Source organism: Borreliella bissettiae DN127 (assembly GCF_000222305.1).
GTDB classification, from domain to species: Bacteria; Spirochaetota; Spirochaetia; order Borreliales; family Borreliaceae; genus Borreliella; species Borreliella carolinensis.
In genome coordinates this window covers 47093-65262 of sequence record NC_015921.1, presented here as the reverse complement: position 1 = coordinate 65262, position 18170 = coordinate 47093, and the positions used below count along the sequence as shown (strand labels likewise).

The 18170-nt window shown below is 29.4% G+C and carries 20 protein-coding genes; 14 read left to right on the top strand and 6 right to left on the bottom strand.

Annotated features, from left to right (window positions below; genetic code table 11):
* Window positions 1-5 precede the first annotated feature (5 nt).
* Window positions 6-1244 carry an aminopeptidase gene (locus BBIDN127_RS00335; RefSeq protein WP_014023327.1) on the bottom strand — a complete coding sequence of 413 codons (1239 nt, stop codon included), beginning with the start codon at window positions 1242-1244 and terminating at the stop codon, window positions 6-8.
* A 9-nt stretch (window positions 1245-1253) separates the two neighbouring features.
* Window positions 1254-2135, bottom strand: coding sequence for a Cof-type HAD-IIB family hydrolase (locus BBIDN127_RS00330; protein WP_014023326.1), 882 nt, complete (start codon window positions 2133-2135; stop codon window positions 1254-1256).
* A 113-nt stretch (window positions 2136-2248) separates the two neighbouring features.
* On the opposite strand from BBIDN127_RS00330, the gene BBIDN127_RS00325 reads away from it, so the two are divergent.
* The 5 genes from BBIDN127_RS00325 (at window position 2249) to BBIDN127_RS00305 (ending at window position 7250) form a co-directional block, all read left to right on the top strand.
* The gene (locus tag BBIDN127_RS00325; RefSeq protein WP_014023325.1) at window positions 2249-4027 is read left to right on the top strand and encodes an aminopeptidase P family protein; all 1779 of its coding nucleotides are present in this window, start codon (window positions 2249-2251) and stop codon (window positions 4025-4027) included.
* Entirely contained in the window at window positions 4024-4713 is a 690-nt protein-coding gene (locus BBIDN127_RS00320; protein WP_044054918.1) for a hypothetical protein, read from the top strand. Before BBIDN127_RS00325 ends, BBIDN127_RS00320 begins: the two co-directional genes overlap by 4 nt.
* Before the next feature lie 33 nt (window positions 4714-4746).
* Entirely contained in the window at window positions 4747-5244 is a 498-nt protein-coding gene (gene def / locus BBIDN127_RS00315; RefSeq protein ID WP_014023323.1) for a peptide deformylase, read from the top strand.
* The gene (gene fmt / locus BBIDN127_RS00310; protein ID WP_014023322.1) at window positions 5241-6179 is read left to right on the top strand and encodes a methionyl-tRNA formyltransferase; all 939 of its coding nucleotides are present in this window, start codon (window positions 5241-5243) and stop codon (window positions 6177-6179) included. Before def ends, fmt begins: the two co-directional genes overlap by 4 nt.
* 63 nt (window positions 6180-6242) lie before the next feature.
* The gene (locus BBIDN127_RS00305) at window positions 6243-7250 is read left to right on the top strand and encodes a PASTA domain-containing protein (protein ID WP_044054917.1); all 1008 of its coding nucleotides are present in this window, start codon (window positions 6243-6245) and stop codon (window positions 7248-7250) included.
* Window positions 7251-7299: 49 nt separating this feature from the next.
* On the opposite strand, the gene BBIDN127_RS00300 is transcribed toward BBIDN127_RS00305, so the two are convergent.
* Window positions 7300-8016 (bottom strand): 16S rRNA (uracil(1498)-N(3))-methyltransferase, encoded by a 717-nt coding sequence (locus BBIDN127_RS00300; RefSeq protein WP_014023320.1) that lies wholly within the window; start codon window positions 8014-8016, stop codon window positions 7300-7302.
* Between the two features lie 73 nt (window positions 8017-8089).
* On the opposite strand from BBIDN127_RS00300, the gene trxA reads away from it, so the two are divergent.
* The 8 genes from trxA to secG all read left to right on the top strand — a co-directional run bounded on the left by trxA (window position 8090) and on the right by secG (window position 15165).
* Entirely contained in the window at window positions 8090-8443 is a 354-nt protein-coding gene (gene trxA, locus BBIDN127_RS00295; RefSeq protein WP_014023319.1) for a thioredoxin, read from the top strand.
* An 88-nt stretch (window positions 8444-8531) separates the two neighbouring features.
* Window positions 8532-8999: an rRNA maturation RNase YbeY gene (gene ybeY / locus BBIDN127_RS00290; RefSeq protein ID WP_014023318.1), complete on the top strand. Its 468-nt coding sequence runs from the start codon at window positions 8532-8534 to the stop codon at window positions 8997-8999.
* A complete protein-coding gene (locus BBIDN127_RS00285; RefSeq protein ID WP_014023317.1) occupies window positions 9000-9779 on the top strand; it encodes a hemolysin family protein in 780 nt (259 codons plus the stop codon).
* Complete coding sequence (locus BBIDN127_RS00280) at window positions 9776-11746, top strand: tetratricopeptide repeat protein (protein ID WP_014023316.1); 1971 nt, start codon at window positions 9776-9778, stop codon at window positions 11744-11746. The genes BBIDN127_RS00285 and BBIDN127_RS00280 overlap by 4 nt, the downstream gene beginning before the upstream one ends.
* 72 nt (window positions 11747-11818) lie before the next feature.
* On the top strand, window positions 11819-12826 hold the full coding sequence (gene gap, locus BBIDN127_RS00275; protein ID WP_014023315.1) for a type I glyceraldehyde-3-phosphate dehydrogenase: 1008 nt from the start codon (window positions 11819-11821) through the stop codon (window positions 12824-12826).
* A 19-nt stretch (window positions 12827-12845) separates the two neighbouring features.
* On the top strand, window positions 12846-14027 hold the full coding sequence (locus BBIDN127_RS00270; protein WP_014023314.1) for a phosphoglycerate kinase: 1182 nt from the start codon (window positions 12846-12848) through the stop codon (window positions 14025-14027).
* Between the two features lies 1 nt (window position 14028).
* Window positions 14029-14790 (top strand): triose-phosphate isomerase, encoded by a 762-nt coding sequence (gene tpiA / locus BBIDN127_RS00265; protein WP_014023313.1) that lies wholly within the window; start codon window positions 14029-14031, stop codon window positions 14788-14790.
* 15 nt (window positions 14791-14805) lie between these two features.
* On the top strand, window positions 14806-15165 hold the full coding sequence (secG, locus tag BBIDN127_RS00260; RefSeq protein ID WP_014023312.1) for a preprotein translocase subunit SecG: 360 nt from the start codon (window positions 14806-14808) through the stop codon (window positions 15163-15165).
* An 83-nt stretch (window positions 15166-15248) separates the two neighbouring features.
* Here secG and ung read toward each other — a convergent pair whose 3' ends face one another.
* Window positions 15249-15920, bottom strand: coding sequence for a uracil-DNA glycosylase (gene ung / locus BBIDN127_RS00255; protein WP_014023311.1), 672 nt, complete (start codon window positions 15918-15920; stop codon window positions 15249-15251).
* Window positions 15921-16001: 81 nt separating this feature from the next.
* On the opposite strand from ung, the gene BBIDN127_RS00250 reads away from it, so the two are divergent.
* Entirely contained in the window at window positions 16002-16658 is a 657-nt protein-coding gene (locus BBIDN127_RS00250) for a TrmH family RNA methyltransferase (RefSeq protein ID WP_014023310.1), read from the top strand.
* On the opposite strand, the gene BBIDN127_RS00245 is transcribed toward BBIDN127_RS00250, so the two are convergent.
* Window positions 16655-17344: a queuosine precursor transporter gene (locus tag BBIDN127_RS00245; RefSeq protein ID WP_044054991.1), complete on the bottom strand. Its 690-nt coding sequence runs from the start codon at window positions 17342-17344 to the stop codon at window positions 16655-16657. The genes BBIDN127_RS00250 and BBIDN127_RS00245 overlap by 4 nt on opposite strands.
* Before the next feature lie 40 nt (window positions 17345-17384).
* A complete protein-coding gene (locus tag BBIDN127_RS00240) occupies window positions 17385-18056 on the bottom strand; it encodes a queuosine precursor transporter (RefSeq protein WP_014023308.1) in 672 nt (223 codons plus the stop codon).
* Window positions 18057-18170 lie beyond the last annotated feature (114 nt).

Genomic DNA, 18170 nt, shown 5'->3' with positions numbered 1-18170 from the left:
TCCTTTTATATTGCGAATTTGCCAGCTTTTATGATTGTGTACTCTTTTCCATTTTTGTCCACGCCAATGACATTCAGGTCATCGCTTCCAATCATTAAATCTGTGTGTATTAATGAAACATTGCATCCATAATTTAGTTTATCGGTATCAGTCTTTAAATCTTCTTCATTGCTTAAACAAGACGGATATGCAGCTCCTAGTGCTATGTGGCAACTTGCATTCTCATCATATAATGTGCTGTAAAAAATAAGATTGCTTTGATATATAGGGGAGCTGCTATCAACTAATGCTACTTCTCCTATATATTTTGCTTGAATGTCGCTTTCAATGTGGGATTTTAGTATTTCTTTTTCTTTCTCGCTATTACATCCAAAGTCAACGACTTTTCCATTTTCGAATTTTAGCCATATTCCAGATATTAGCGTTTCAAGAACCATAACAGGGCGGGTGGCGTACACAATGCCTTTTGTTTTTTTATAATTTGGAGTTGTAAAAACCTCTTCTGTTGGCATATTGGCATTGAATTCTATTTCTGTTCCTTTGACCTTTTCGCTTCCGCCTGTCCATAGGGAAGTTTCAAGCAGATATACTTCCAAGTTTGTTTTTTCATTTTTAAAAATTACCTTTTCTAGATTAAGTTCATTTAATGTTTTGCATCTTTTGTGAAGCTTTTCCCCATGGGATTCCCAATTTTTTATTGGATCTTCTCTATCAAGTAGTAATATTTTCTTTTGTATTTTGAAAAATTCTTCTAAAGTTTGACCTCCTTCTTTTTTATTTAAAACTTTGGAAGCCCATTTTGGGCCTGGCGCACAAACAACGCACCAAGCTATTTCGTTACTCATTATTGCTTGCGATAAAGTTTTGCTTGCCAGATTTAAGGCTTTTTGATAAATTGACATTTTTTGACCAATGTTTTCTCTCAAGTCTTCAAAATTTTCTGTATCATCGACGTTTATTCTTGCCCATTTATCTTGAACCATTTCTTCTAAAAAGCTCTTTTCGGCATTTGGAATAAATTCTAAGTTTTCTTCTTGTGAGAATTTTAATCTTGATTTTAAAATATCAATGTCTTTAATATTTAGCTTGACATACTTAGCCCCATGTTCATAAGCTTTTTTTGCTAATATTTTCAAAAAATTATAATTGTCGATTGAACCTTGAATTAAAACACATTGATTTTTTTGTAAATTAATTCCCTTTAAAATTATAAGCTCTGCGTATTTTATTAAATCTTTCTCCATTTATTCCTCCTAAATAGGTTCTTCTAAGACATTCTCATTGATGTAGTTTGCAACGGCTTCTTCATCATTTGTTCCTATTACTTCTAAGTAAGAAAGCATTGCTTTTAATCTATAATTTGCATTTCCCATTATTAATCCCTTTTTTACATTTTCTAGCATATCAGTATCATTAAATCCATCTCCAAAAGCTATGGTTTCGCTTAAATCAATATTTATAGTTTTAAGAACTTCTTTTAATGCATTTCCTTTAGAGACTTTGTGATCTACAATTTCTAGTGAATTTGGAGTAGAAAGGTATGCATTTATTTCTCCTTTATATTTCTCTAAAATCATTGCTTCATATTCTATTAGGCTTTCTTCTCCGCCAGCCAATATTATTTTTGCAACATTTTCAAAATTTTCAAGCTTGCTAAAGTCTTTAATTTCTTGAATTTTATTGAGTGAACTTACTATTTCATGTTTGAAGATATTGGATTTTTTTTGCAATTTTTTGCATTGATCAATTGCAATTTTAGTTTTTATGTCAATATTTAATTGGTCGTCGTTTTGATCTGCTTTATGTAAAAAATGAGGTATATGACTAAATTTCTCGTCTCTTAAATTTAAAATTTTCTTTACCACCTCAGCAGATAAATTATGACTTTTTATTAATTTCCAGTCTTGATTGTAAACTTTTGCTCCGTTTAATGTGATGAAAAATGAAACTTGCAGTTGATTTATTTTTTTTGTAATTTGAATGATTTCATTTTTACTCCTTCCTGTTGCAATTATGAATTTCTTTTTTTCTTTTGTTAATTTTTTAATTACAAGTTCTGTAAAGGCTCCAATATAGCTTTTTGACAGTAAAAGAGTGCCATCAAGATCAGAAGCAACCGCTTTAATATTTTTCATGTTTTATCCTCTAGGAGTTAATTTCAAGCTAAATTATATCAAATAAAAAATTTTTTTTAAATTGATAATTATTTGGTATACTAGTATTAGTAGGTTGTATAAAGGGGATTTTTTTGGATATTAATAAAAGAATAGCTTTGCTTAGAGATCATATGAGGGATAATGGAGTTGATGCTTATTTGGTAGCAGGCTATGATCCTCATTTTAGTGAATATTCTCATGAAAGGTATAGCACTCGTAAGTTTATTACAGGTTTTTCCGGTAGCTTTGGTATGGTAATCGTAACATTATCCAAAGCTGTTCTTTTTACGGATGGTAGATATTTTTTACAGGCCGAGCAAGAACTTAAGGGAACTGAGGTTGTATTAATAAAGCTTGGAGTAAAAGGATCTCCTGATATTTTTACGTATATAAATTTAAATCTTCAAGGATCAAAACTTGGCATTTATTCAGATGAGATTAGTATAAAGTTTTATAAAGAGTTGTCTGAAAAATGTAAAAATACACATATCAGGGCTTTAAATCAAGATCTAATTGATTTAATTTGGAAATCTAGGCCCCAGCTTGAGTTTAGCCGTGTATTTGAATTGGCTGATGCTCAGAAGAATAATAAAAGAGTTGAAAAAATCAAATCTATTTATTTGATCTTAAAAAAGAATTTATCAGATTTTTATGTTATTACTGCTCTTGATGAGATTGCTTGGATATTGAATTTAAGAGGAGCAGATGTTGAAGAATCGGCGTTGTTTTATTCGTTTCTTTTAATATCTAGAAATAAAGATCGAAAGAATGTTCTTTTTGTTGATATAAAAAAACTTGATTCAAGCGTTAAAGAAGCACTTGAAATGGAAAATTTTGAAATAGAGCCTTACAGTAATTTTTACTGTTTTTTGGATAAAATAAAGCATGAAGGTAAATTTTTTGTTTCATTTTATGCTAATGTTAGGGTTTTAAAAGTTCTTGGTGAGGCTAATATCATTTTAGCAGAGAGTATTGTAAGCAGTCTTAAGGCATTAAAAACCGATTATGAACTTCTTAAGATGAAAGAGGCGCATATTATTGATGCTATTGCATTGATTAAATTTTTGCGTAAATTTAAAAGTCTTAGCAAGGTTGAATTGGCCGAATTAGATGAAATAGATATTGCCGATATGCTTTTGCATTTTAGGAAATTGAATAAAGATTTTTTTAGTTCTAGCTTTGATTCAATAGTTGGTTTTAGAGAAAATGGAGCTCTTCCGCATTATAAGCCCAAAAGAGGTAAAAAAATAAATACCAACGGCCTTCTTTTGATTGATTCTGGGGGTTCATATTTTGGACTTGGTACAACAGACGTTACAAGAGTTTTTTTAATAGGTGATGCTTATGATGAAGAAAAGCGCGATTATACTTTGGTTCTTAAGGCTTTCATTAACCTTTCTTCTTTAAAGTTCCCATATGGATCTTCCGGAGCTTTTCTTGATGGAATTTGTAGATTGCCGCTTTTAAAAAATGAATTGAATTTTATTCATGGCACTGGGCATGGTGTTGGGTTTTTCCTCAATGTTCATGAACTTCCAGTTTCAATTAGTCCTAGTTCCAGTTATCATTTTAAAGGATCTGAGGTGGTTTCAATTGAGCCTGGTCTTTATCGAACATTTAGTCACGGAATAAGAATTGAGAATTTAGTTTTTGTAAAGCAAGCTTTTACAAATGACTTTGGATCTTTCCTAGAGTTTGAGAATTTAACTCTTGTTCCTTTTGAAAAAGAATTGATAGTAAAAGAAATGCTCTCAGAAGATGAGTTAAATTACATTAATGATTATCATGAATGTGTGTTTTCAACCTTAAAAGAGCACTTTGATGATGAAAGAGAGTTGGAATTTTTAGCAAAGCTAACAAGTAAAATATGAGATTTATAATTGTATTTTTAATAATTTTAAATCAAGGATTTTCAAATTTGTTTTCTTTGCCCCCTGAAGATATTGTTTTTGAAAGTTCTTATGAGATTGCAATTAAAAAAGCTCAAAAATTAGGTAAAAATGTTTTAATTTTGGTTGGCATAGATATTAAAGAAAATTTAATAAAAGATTTTTTAAATTCTTTTGCAAATGATGAAATTATTCACAGGGTGTATAGAAAAAGTGTTTTTTTAGTTATTGATAAAGATAATGAAATTTTTAATAAAATCAATTTACAAAAAAGTCCAACTATTTTTTTTGTTGACTCTGAGAATGAGCAAATAAAGGCAGCTTATGTGGGTGCTGTTTTAAGCAGTGTTCAATTTGATAAGGATTTTTTAAGCTATGTTATGGGAGCTATAAAATCAACAAGTGTTTTAAAAAAGCAAAAAGATTATGAAATTAATACTGCTGATGAGAGAACCTTTTTTTATAAAACATTAAAAGGTGATTGGCGATTAAAGTTTAATGGCAAAGACAGAAAGCTTGTTCTTTTTGATACAGATCTTAAAGAATTTTTAGTTTTTAAAGATATTAATGAAAACAAGCTTTATGCTATTCCCAAGTCCAGGATTGGCAATATTTATTTTTCATTATTGGGAAATGAGGAGTGGAAGTTTTTTGGAAAAATAAAATAAATGTCTTTTTTGTTTGAAGGGGGATGAGTTTTTATGAAAATGGTATTTTATCCTAATGATTTGCTTCGTGTTAAGACAAAACAAATCAATAATATTGACGATAAGATTAGAGATTATGCTAAAAAGATGATAGAATTGATGGATATTAGCGGTGGAGTTGGACTTGCTGCTCCTCAGGTAGGCCTTGATTTGTCGCTTTTTGTAGTTAGAGAGAATAAAATGGCAAAGCCTTTGATTTTTATTAATCCTTCAATCATAGAAACTTCTTATGAGCTTAGCTCTTACAAAGAAGGGTGTTTAAGCATACCAGGGGTTTATTATGATGTAATGAGACCTAAGGCTGTTGTGGTAAATTTTCATGACGAGAATGGAAAATCTTTTACTATAGAAAATTCTAATTTTTTGGCAAGAATTATTCAGCACGAAATGGATCATTTAAATGGAGTTCTTTTTATTGATTATTACGAAGAAAAGTTAAAAAATAAATTGTTAAAGCCTTATATGAGAGAAAGAGGGCTTAAGGCAAAATGAAAATATTTTTTGTAAGCTCTTCTTCTATTGCTTTAGAAGTTTTCAAAGAGATTGTAAAGCATTATGAAGTGGTGGGGGTTTTGACTTTGCCTGATAAACCTAAGGGTAGAGGGCAAAAGTTAAGCCAAAGTGTAATAAAGGCAGAGGCTATTGCTAGGAATATTAAAGTTCTTGATCCCTTAATTCTTGATGATAATGTATTAAATTTAGTTAAAGATTTAAATCCAGATTTAATGTTAGTTTTTTCTTATGGTAAAATCTTTAAAAAAGAATTTTTAGATCTTTTTCCAAAGGGGTGCATTAATGTTCATCCTTCTCTTTTGCCCAAATATAGAGGTGTTTCTCCGATACAATCTGCAATTTTAAATGGTGATTGTGTTAGCGGCATTACTATTCAGCGTATGGCTTTAGAAATGGATAGTGGCAATATTTTAGTGCAAAAAAATTTTAAAATAAGATCTTATGATACAAGTTGTGATATTTCAAAACTTGTATCAAGTCTCAGTCCAAGTCTTGTACTAGAAGCTTTGGAAAAAATTAGTAAGGGGTTTTTGGGAATTCCTCAAAAATCAAACGAAGCTACTTTTTGTTCTTTTTTTAAAAAAGAATCTGGATTTATAAATTTTAATTTAAGTGCATTTGAGATTAAAAACAAAATTAATGCGTGTAATCCTTGGCCACTTGTAAGAGCTAGGCTTAATGATAGCGACATTATTTTTCATCGCGCTGATTTTTTGGAGGTAGATTTATATAAGGAGAGAAAAGTAGGAGAAATTGTTGATTTTAATCCCGAAAAAGGATTATTTGTTAATACCGGGAAAGGGATTCTTTTGCTTTTAGAAGTTCAAAAACCTGGAAGAAAGGTTTTGGATTTTAAGTCTTTTTATAATGGAAGTAGGCAGCTAATAGGACAAGTGTTTTCTTTAATAGAATAGGGGGGATATATTAGTTTTAATAATAATGACAATCTAGAAAATAAATTTTTTAATGAAGAGGAATTGTTTAAAAATAAATTAGATCTGACTCAGAGTGATAAAAATTGCAATAATGAAATGTTGATTTTGCCCAAAACCACAATTAAGGCATTGCTTTTAGTTATTTTTGGATCTTTAATTGTTTCTTTTGCAATTTTCTTTATGGTTTTAGAAAATAACGAGATTACAGTCGTTCCAAATCTTTATTCTCTTACTATTGAGGATGCTGTTGTTGAATTGCAGAGAAAAGAGTTGATTCCGTACATTGAATTTAAATTTTCTTCAAGCGCTCTTGATAAGGGGAAAGTAATAGATCAGGGTCCAAAACCAGGAACTGTTTTAAGACATAGCAATAAGGTTATAATTTTCATTAGCAAAGGGGCTATAATAAATAGAGTTGATAATTTTATTGGTAAAAACATTGATGATGTTATTATCAATTTAAATGCTAATTCTTTTGATAATTCTAAATTACTTTACCATATTGGAAATCCCCTTGAGGTTGAGAGCGAATTGCCAAAAGGCATAATAATTAGCCAAAATCCATCACCGGGCAGTCAAATATCAAGTTTAACGGATCTTCAATTTTTAATTAGTAAGGGTAAAGATCGTTTGGAAAAACATGTTAAAAATTATATTGGAATTTATTATAAAGATGCGATTGCTTCTCTTTTAAATGATAGCATTAGCTTTGACATTGATTTGGCAAATACCAACGATTTTGGAAATATTATTTTTCAGTCTATTCCACCCGGAACTAAAATAAATGAGCCAGATAAAATTTTAATTACTATTGCAAAGCCCAAGGTTGACAATAAAATTGTTTTTGGAATTTTGACTTATAAATTAAGGCATCATCCATCTTATGTTGATATATCTGTTAGGTTAAAAGGCTTGGATGGTAAAAATTCTTTAATGTATTCTTTTAAGTCAAAAGGAGGATTGATTAAGTTGCCCTATGAGGTTCAAAAAGGTTCTACAATTGAGCTTTATATTTATGATAAGCTGATCAATCAAACAGTTGTTAATTAATTTTGCTTAAATGGATTGACTTAAAACGATAAAAAAATCCAACAGAAAATCACATATTAATTAGTTTTGATGCTGCAATAATAGATGCAGCAATTGTGACTGTTTCTGTTCTTAGGATATTTGAAGATATGCTGTGAGAGGAAAAATTATTTTGCGCTATTAATTGTTTTTCTTTTTCCGTAAATCCTCTTTCAGGTCCCACAATGATGGCCGCATTGTTTATTTGTTCTATATCAATTAAATTTTTTTCACTATTTTTTTCAAGCAATATTTTTATTTCAAAATTTTCTTGTTTAATATATTTAAGGCTATCTTTCAAATTTTTCATAATTTTTATTTTTGGTAAGTACGTTACTCCCCCTTGCATTGCTCCGGCTATTAAATGTTTTTCGCAGTCATTGTTTTTAAAGATTTTAGAATTTAAGTATGATTTTTCGGTAAGCTCAGTGTTAAAAAAAATTATTTCGCATATTCCAATGCTAGCAAGTTCTTTTATGATTCTTTTGGCAACGATTGGTCTTATCATTCCAATTAGTACATTTAATTTTTTAAGTTTATTAGACTCATCTATTTTAAAGATTTTCTTGAAAAATAGTTTTTTATCTTTTTTGTAAATGCAATGGTAAATGTTTTTCTCTCCAAGAATACCAAATTTAAATTTGTCGTTATCTTTTAATTTTAAGATTTTAACAAGATGTTCTGCCCTAGTATCATTTAGTGGAATTCCTGTTTTAAATTCACTAAAAGTTATTAACATTAGATTCATTTCTTATAATTCCTTATTATTAATATTGTATTTGTGATATAATTTTAAGTCGATAGGGGGGCATGTAAAATATATGGCTATTTCTTTAACCAAAGAAGATTTTGTTGTTAAAGTTTTTGATTATAAAAACAATAAAGAGTGGAATTTTAGAGGCGATAGGCCTGCAATAATTGATTTTTATGCTAATTGGTGTGGTCCATGTAAAATGCTTTCTCCGATTTTTGAAAAACTTTCTAAAAAGTATGAGAATAGTATTGATTTTTACAAAGTAGATACAGACAAAGAGCAAGATATTTCTTTTGCGCTTGGAGTACAAAGTCTTCCAACTATTCTTTTTATTCCTCTTGATGGTAAGCCAAAGGTTTCTGTTGGCTTTTTGCAAGAAGATGCTTTTGAAAACATAATTAAGGATTTTTTTGGTTTTTAGTTTGCAAAATAAAATAAAATAATTTAATTGCTATAGCAATTAATCATATTTATAAGTTATATATGGATTATTCTAAGGTATATTTAATTTGTCCAAATCTGATTTGAATTTATTGGTAAAAAATATTAAATTTGAACATCTTAGTGTTTTTTATGATTTTATTGTATCTGTTTTGAATGCTCTTTCTATTGTCGATTTTGAACTTTCAGTGATTCTTTGTGATAATGTTTATATACAAGAATTGAACAAGAAATTTAGAAACAAGAACGAGCCAACCGATGTTCTCTCTTTTAATTATAATGAACATAATGAACTTAACGAAGATTTGGTTGATGGTATAAATTATAAAATACAAGGAGATCTTGTCATATCTTTTGAATATTTAAAATTTAGCGCGCAAGAGTTTAATGTTGAAATTTATGAAGAACTTCAACGTGTCACTATTCATGGGATTTTGCATTTAATGGGATATAAACATGAAACCAATGATTTTCAAAAGGAAGGTATGTTGATTCTTCAAGAAAATATCTTAAGAGAAAATAAAAGGGTATTTTAGATGTTGGGATTTTTTAATTTTAAAAACAAAAAGAAGAAAAAAGGAAGCCCAGAAAATGATCTTGAAGATAAGTCGAATATTGGAACTTCTTTGATAAAAAATTTCAATGCTCTTAAAGAGACTATTGTAAAAGAGATTATGGTTCCTAGGATAGGAGTTATATTTGTTGATTATGCTAAGAGCAAGGATGAGCTTTTAAAGGTTGTAACATCTAGTAGTCATTCAAGATTTCCTGTGTATCATGGCACCATTGACAATATTGTTGGGATAATTCATACAAGAGACATACTATTGCATATGTGTAAGAAAGATTTCTACGAAATAGATTTAAAAGATATTATGCGAAAGGTTATGTTTGTCCCCGAAAGCAAAAAAACAGACTCTCTTTTAAAAGAATTTCAAGAAAATCATGTTCACATTGCAATTGTAGTTGATGAGTATGGTGGAGTTTCCGGGCTTGTAACTCTTGAGGATATTCTTGAAGAGATAGTAGGAGACATTCAAGATGAATTTGACAATGAACTTGATGAGATAGTTCGCCTTGATGATGGGTCTTATCTTTGTGATGCAAGAATTTTAATAGAGGATTTAAATGAGAAACTTAATTTAAATTTGCCAAATGGAGACTTTGATACTCTTGGAGGTTTTGTTTATGATCTTTTTGGGAGGATTCCTTTGAAAAATGAAAAGGTGGAATATAACAATTTGGTTTTTTCGATTAAAAATATGCATCAAAGAAATATTAAGGTTATAAAGATTTCCGAAAAGGAAGGTTTATGAATTTTAATCGGTTTTTAATGTTATTCCTTTTTAATTTTAGTATCCTATTAGGAAGTGACACTACAGCATTAGGACATTATCAAAAGGCCCATGAGTATTATTTATCTAAAAGGTATTATGATGCTATTGATGAACTTGTTGAGGCTATAAAAATTAATCCCAATTATTATGAAGCTTATAAATTTATTGCATCAATTTACTATTCTCTTAAGATATATACTCAAGCACAATTTTTTATAGAGAAAGCCTCTAAAATGTCTAACGAGGACACTGAGTATAAAATTCTTTATGCAAATATATTATTAAAAAACAATAAAATTGATCAAGCAAAAAAAATCTATTCTGAGGTTTTAGTTAAACAGAGGAATAATATTGATGCTTTGGTTGGACTTGCTTCAATTTTTGAAAAAAATGGATTATTTATAGCCGCTGCTAATTATTATTTATCTATTCTTGATTATAGTCAAAATAATTATAGTGCTTTTGAGCATCTTATTGATATTTATCAAAGGCTGGGAATGCATGACAAGATTAGGCATTTGATAAATAAAGTCAGGGTAAATTTTTTATCTTTTCCAGATTTTCATAAAAGAGTAGCTGAATTTTACATTGGCATTAATAATTTGGGGCTTGCTGAAAAGTATGCTTTAAATTATTTAGCTTTAATTGAAAGCTCTTACAAAGATTTCGGAGTTGTTGATGCATATCGATTGCTTGCGCTTGTTTATTTGCATGAATTTAAATATGAGGATGCAATAGAGGCATTGAAGAAAGCTATTTTGGTTAATAAAGATTCTGATGAGCTTTATTATTTATTGGGATATTCTTATTTAAAATTTGGAGATATTGAAAAGGCCATTTTAAATTTGGAGCGAGCTAAAAATCTTAAAAAAGATTTAGAATTTTATAATATTGCTCTTGAGGAAAGTTTTTTTGCATCTAATTTTAGAAATTTTTTGAAAAATAATTCCAATGCTAAAATTTCTAAGCATTATGAAAATGAGGGGCTTAAAGCTTTTAAGTCTTTAAATTTAAACAAAGCATTGTTTAATGCAAAGAGTGCTGTTGATATTTGGCCTGATAATGATAGTGCTAGGTTTTTGCTTTCAAAAATATACAAGCTTATGAATTTAGATATCATGGCTTATGAGCAGCTTTTTTATTTGGCAAAACAGAGAAATTCTACTGATTCTAGAATTTTAGATTTTTATGACGTTGTGTCTTTTGATGTTAGAAAGTCTTTATTTTATAAATATGGATATAAAAGCATTGCTGATTTTAATAAGCTTTACGATGACAGAGTGGTTTATAAAATGGCTATTTTTACTCAAAGTGAAAATAAGTTTTTTGGGGCAAATGATTTGATATTAAGATACGCTGAAAGGGTGCTTGAACGTAATTTAAATATGGAAATAGTTAACTATAATTTTGATTACAATAAAAATAGAGACTATTTGATTAATAATTTTTCCGAAGGATTTTCTTATTCAAGAAATAATAATTTGGATTTATTTTTAATTTTTGATTTTAAGGCAGATATTTTGAAAAATACAGCTACTTTGCTAGTGAATGTTTTTTCAGGCAAAACAGGGATTAAGGTTGTTTCTTTCTCTTATGATGTGGGGGGTATTAATTATTTAAGCAATGCTTTAAATTCTTTTTCAAAAGATTTTCATGATTATTTGCCCAAGAAAGGAAAGATTCTTCAAATTAAAAATGATGATGCTCTTATTGATCTTGGTCAAGTAAACGGGGTTGTAAAGGGCGATGTTTTTTTGATTCTTAAAGAGGGTGCTTTAAACAGCGATACTAGAGATTCTGGTTTTATTGTTTACAAAAAATCAGATATTTTAGGAGAGATTTTAATTGAGGATATAAGTGATTATATTTCTAAAGGCGCTATAAAATCTTCTACCTTTTTAAAGGATTATATTCAAGAAGGAGCCACTGTGCTTATAAAAAGATAGTTTGACACTTGTTATTAATTTGTGATTTAATAATTCTAGTAAGAATAAAATCAAAAAATTGGAGGATTTTGTATGAAATTGGCTATTAATGGCTTTGGGCGTATTGGTAGAAACGTTTTTAAGATTGCTTTTGAAAGAGGCATTGATATTGTGGCAATAAATGATTTAACAGATCCTAAAACTCTTGCACATCTTTTAAAGTATGATTCGACTTTTGGAGTATATAATAAAAAAGTTGAGGCAAGAGATGGTGCTATTGTTGTAGATGGAAGAGAAATAAAAATTATTGCTGAGAGAGATCCAAAAAATCTTCCTTGGGCAAAGCTTGGAATTGATGTTGTAATTGAGGCAACAGGTGTTTTTTCATCAGCAACTAGCGATAAAGGGGGATATCTTGACCATGTAAATCATGCTGGGGCTAAGAAAGTTATTTTAACGGTTCCTGCTAAAGACGAGATTAAAACAATAGTTCTTGGTGTAAATGATCACGATATTAATTCTGATTTAAAGGCTGTATCAAATGCTTCATGTACAACCAATTGCTTGGCTCCTCTTGCAAAAGTACTTCATGAATCATTTGGAATTGAACAAGGACTTATGACAACTGTTCATGCTTATACTAATGATCAAAGAATTTTGGATCTTCCTCATTCTGATCTTAGACGAGCAAGAGCTGCTGCACTTTCTATTATTCCAACTTCAACTGGTGCTGCAAAAGCAGTTGGACTTGTTTTGCCTGAACTTAAGGGTAAGTTGAATGGGACTTCAATGAGAGTGCCTGTGCCAACAGGTTCAATTGTTGATCTTACAGTTCAACTCAAGAAAAAAGATGTTACAAAAGAAGAGATTAATTCTGCCCTCAAGAAGGCATCAGAAACTCCTGAGCTTAAAGGTATTTTGGGGTATACGGAAGATCCAATTGTATCTTCAGATATAAAGGGGAATTCTCATTCTTCTATTGTTGATGGTCTTGAGACAATGGTTCTTGAAAATGGATTTGCAAAGGTGTTGTCATGGTATGACAATGAGTTTGGATATTCTACAAGAGTGGTTGATCTTGCTCAAAAACTTTTAAAATAAGTAGGCTTAAGGTAATAAAATGTCAATAAAAACAGTAAAAGACTTTAGTAGCTTTGCTGGCAAGCGAGCTTTAGTAAGATGTGATTTTAATGTTCCCCTAAAAGAGGGGAGCATTAGCGATGATACTAGAATTAAGGCTGCATTATCCACAATAGAGTATCTAAAAGAAAGAGGAGCTAGGATTGTACTTGTAAGTCATTTGGGCAGACCAGAGGGAAAGAAAAATCCTAAATATTCTCTTAAACCCGTTGCTAATAGATTATCAGAGCTTTTAGGCCAAGATGTCAAAATGTTTTCTGATTGTATTGGAAGTGAAATTGTAAATAGTACTTTGCAAATGAAGGATGGGGATGTTGTATTGCTTGAAAATGTAAGGTTTTATGCAGAAGAAGAGAAAAACGATAAAAATTTTGCAAAAAAACTTTCTGAAAATGGAGATGTTTTTGTAAATGATGCCTTTGGTGCAGCTCATAGAGCCCATGCTTCAACTGTAGGAGTTTCTGATTATTTGCCATCTGTTGGTGGATTTTTAATGGAAAAAGAAGATAAATTTCTTGGCGGAGTATTGAAGAATCCTGAAAGGCCATTTGTTTCAATTATTGGCGGTTCTAAGGTTTCTTCAAAGATTGCGGTACTGGAATCGCTTTTGTCAAAGTCAAATGTAGTTGTGATTGGTGGCGGAATGGCGTATACTTTTTTACATTCCGAAGGATATTCTATAGGCAAATCTCTTTTAGAGAATGAATATATTGATATAGCTTCTTCTTTTTTAAAGAAAGCAAAAGAGTTGGGTGTTAAAGTAATTTTACCGCTTGATCATATTGTAGCTAGTGATTTTGATAAAAATTCAACCCCTGAGTACATTGATTCATTTAATATTCCTGAAAACAAGATTGGCATGGATATTGGAGCCAATACTTTAAAAGAAATTGAAAAGGTTATAAAAACTGCCAAAACCATAATTTGGAATGGCCCTCTTGGTGTATTTGAATTTGATTTATTTTCAAGAGGAACTGCCAAGGTTGCCGAAATGGTAGCATCTTGCTCAGGTTTAACTGTTGTTGGTGGTGGAGATTCTGTTGCGGCTGTTAATAAATTTAATTTATCTGATAAGATTACTCATGTTTCAACAGGTGGTGGTGCATCGCTTGAATATCTTGAAGGAAGAATTTTACCGGGTATTAAGGTTTTGGAGAATTAAAATGAGAAAAACATTTTTAGCGGGAAATTGGAAAATGCATTATACAAGTTCAGAAGCTTCTGTTGTTGCAAAAAAAATTGCAGCTGAGGTTAAGACCTTAAAAGATGATGTTGTAATAATGATAACTCCTCCATTTACGGCTTTATCTAAGGTTTCAGAATGTATTAAGGGTAGCAATATTCTTCTTGGCGCTCAGAATATGTCTTATATGGAAAGCGGAGCAAGGACAAGCGAAATTTCTCCTTCAATGCTTTTGGAATTTGGAGTAGAATATGTTATACTTGGTCATTCTGAATGTAGGTTGTATTTAGCAGAAACAGATGAAATAATAAATAAAAAGATTCTTGCGGGACTTAAGCATCCTTTTAAATACTTAATTCTTTGTGTTGGGGAAACTCTTGATGAAAGAGACTCTGGAAAAACTTTAGAGGTTGTTTTAAATCAGGTTAAAAAAGGGTTAAATTGTGTTTCTGAATCAGATATTAAAAGGATAATTTTAGCTTATGAACCTGTTTGGGCAATTGGAACGGGTAAAACCGCAACTAAAGAGGAAGCAGAAGAGGTTCATAAGGCAATTAGGCTTGAGATTATGAGACTTTATTCAAAGTCAGCTTCAGACGATATTATAATTCAGTATGGAGGTTCTGTTAATTCAAGCAATGTAAAAGAGCTTATGAATGAGCCTAATATTGATGGTGCGTTAATAGGTGGAGCATCTTTAAAGGCGGAATCTTTTTTATCTATAATTAATAATGTTCTTTAGTTAAAGAGGTTTGTTTTGGATTTAGTTAGATTTTTTATTTTTATAATTTTTGTTATTGTTTCAATTTTTATTATCCTTTTAGTTTTGATTCAAGATGAGCAGGGTGATGGAATAGGCGGTGTTTTTGGGGGCGGTAGTTCTTCTATTTTTGGGGCAAAGTCTTCAAGTGTTGCTGTAAAAATTACTGGATTTTTTATAGCACTCTTTTTTATCTTTGTGGTTTTGTTATCTTTCCTAAATACCAGAAGAGCAGATAATAGCTTTTTAAATGATATAAAGACTGAAAACAAGAACAGTTCAACTTTCTGGGATGATGAGAATAATGAATCAGATACTAATAATGAAATTAAAGAAAACAATTTGAAAGAAAAATAATTTAAATTGGTTACTGTTACGCTTGCTGTGAGTATGTTTACGCATAGTTTTGTAAAGAGATTTTTAAATAACCATTATTAATTTTATTGAAAGTTTATTATATTTTTATTGTGTTTTTTTAAATAATTTAAAGCGCTGCTAAAATGATTTGATCCTAAAAATCCATTATTTGCTGAATATGGAGATGGATGACTTGTTTCAAGAATTAGATGCTTTGTTGGGTCAATTAGTCCTTTTTTACTTCTTGCTAAATTGCCCCAAAGCATAAACACAATGTTTTCCAAATTTTTAGAAATTATTTTTATTACTTCATCTGTAAAAATTTCCCACCCAATGGCTTTGTGAGAAGAGGGTTTGCTTTCTTCGACCGTTAAGATTGTATTTAATAGAAATACTCCCTGAATTGCCCATCTTTTTAAATCTCCGTTTGGGATGGTTTTTATTTTTAAACTTTTTTCTATTTCTTTAAATATGTTTTGCAAAGACGGTGGAATTTTGATTTTTGAATCTACAGAAAAAGCAAGTCCATTTGCCTGGTTTTTCCCATGATATGGATCTTGTCCAATTATTACCACTTTTATGTCTTTAAATGGTAAAGAATCAAAAGCATTGAATATAAGTTTTGGGGGAGGAAATATTTTTCCATTTTTTGTTTTATATTCATGTTTTATAAATCTTACAAGTTTTTTAAAGTATTCTTTGTTAAATTCATTATTTAAAACTTCTTTCCAAGATTCTTCAATTTTTACTTTCATTTTTGTATTATATAAGAAATAGTTTGTAATTTGAAATATATTAAAGAACATATTTATTATTTTTAAAATTTAATTTTTATTATGGATGATGATGTATTAAAAAGAATAGATGTTTTGTCTAGATTTATTACAGATGAAAAAAAAGCTAAGATTGAGAAAGTATTAAGTATTCGCACTAATTATTTAACATTTGTGCTAGAAGACATTTGTCAATCTCAAAATGCAAGTGCTACTATTAGAACGGGCGAAATTTTAGGACTCAGTGGTGTTCATGTTATTGATAAGAATAATAAACATACTTTAAATCCAGATGTTACTTTAGGATCTTCACAATGGATAAATTTAAATAAGTATAAAAATTCTAAGTTTACAATTGATAAGTTGAGGTCTGATGGATATAGCATAGTGGCCACATCTTTGAATGAACAATCAATAAATCTTGAAAATTTTACAATTAACAATAAAATGGCGGTGTTTTTTGGAACAGAATTAACAGGGCTTAGTGCAGAAGTATTGCGTGCTGCTGATTTATATGTAAAAATACCTATGTATGGATTTACTCAAAGTTATAATATTTCTGTAGCTGTTGCTATAGTTATGTATTCTTTATTGACTTGTTTAAGAAAAAGTAACATTAATTACTTGTTAAGCGAAGCTGAAAAATCAAATTTGAGATTAAAATATTATAGACAAGTTGTTAAAAATTATCAATTTATTGAAAATCTTATTAATTCTTAAACCTCTTTTATTTTTTTCCAAGAATTTAGAAATAGGTAGAAAATGGTATCGATAGCAATTATTATTAATGTAATAATTAGAGAGCCTTTTGTAAGTTCGATATTTTTTGTTTCAGGGTAGAATTTGAGTATTGTATTTATAGATATTGAAACTAGCAAATTAGCCAGATATCCAGAAATTAGTCTTGATAAAGGATGAATTATCCATAAGGATTTTATTTTTATTTGCTTAAAATAATTATATAGCAAGATGTTTATATATTGGGAAAGAAAAAACACATACGTTCCAATTAATATTGTTAAAATGTATGTAAGGTTATTAAACAGTATTTTAAAATGAATATCTGAGGTATCTAATTTATTATGATTGAATAATATCATAAAATTAATCATAATTGTAAAAGTTATATTTAACAAAAGGCTTAATATCACAGAATTTGTTGCTTCTTTTTTGCTGTATTTTTCTACCATTAAGTTTAAAGAGAATGATGCCGATAAAAAAGTAATGCCTGATAAATTTAAGGACATTCCAAATGTTTTTAAATTTCTTAATATTATAATATTTGACATTGTTGAAATAATTGCATTGAAACAAAAAAGTCCGGATTTTCCGAAAAATCGGTAAAGAATTCCCAATGTTATATATGTAAATAGAAATATCCCTATCCACAAGCTTAAATCAAACATATCTTTATTCATGACATTTAATTGTATCAAATTAATTGTCCTAGATAAAGTTTTTATATTTTGCAAAATATATAAAAGGCGTTCCCAAAATTCCTGCTAAACCTTTAATTAGATATGTGGAAATTACTATGTCTAAGAAAGCTTGCTTTGGAAATACTTTAAAATATGTTGCTATGCCTACAAAAATTGTTGTATCTATTAAGCCACTTATTAATGTTGATCCATTGGTTCTGACAAATAAAAACTTAGGGAATTTTTTTTTAATAAACTGATATAGATATACGTCGTTTAATTGGGATACTAGGTATGCAACAAGAGAGGCTAATAGCAAAGCTGGTATTGAAGAGAAAATGTTTTCTAAACTTTTAAAATTTTCTTGAGTTCTATTTGATATAAAGTGAATTTGTGCATTTGTTAATACTGCAAAGACAATAAAGCTAATAAATCCAATATAAACGGCTTTTTTTGAAGTTTTTTCTCCATAAAATTCTGAGAGAATGTCTGTTGCAATGTATGATGATGCATAAATAATGTTGCCCAATGTAGCATTAATTCCAAATATTGTAATTTGTTTTAAAACTTGAATGTTTGCTATAATAATTGCTACTGCAACCCACGCAAATAATCCGTTTTTTTTAAAAAAAAGGGATACAATAATTAAAAATGAATAAGTAGTAAGTAGCATAAAAAACCATAAAATTTCATTAAACATAAAATCACCTTTTACTAATATCGGATTTGCTAATATTATAAAATTTTAGCTTACTTTTTTCAAATAAGGTAGTATTGTTGTTTTCTTAAAATTATGCTATAGTGGCCCTATATG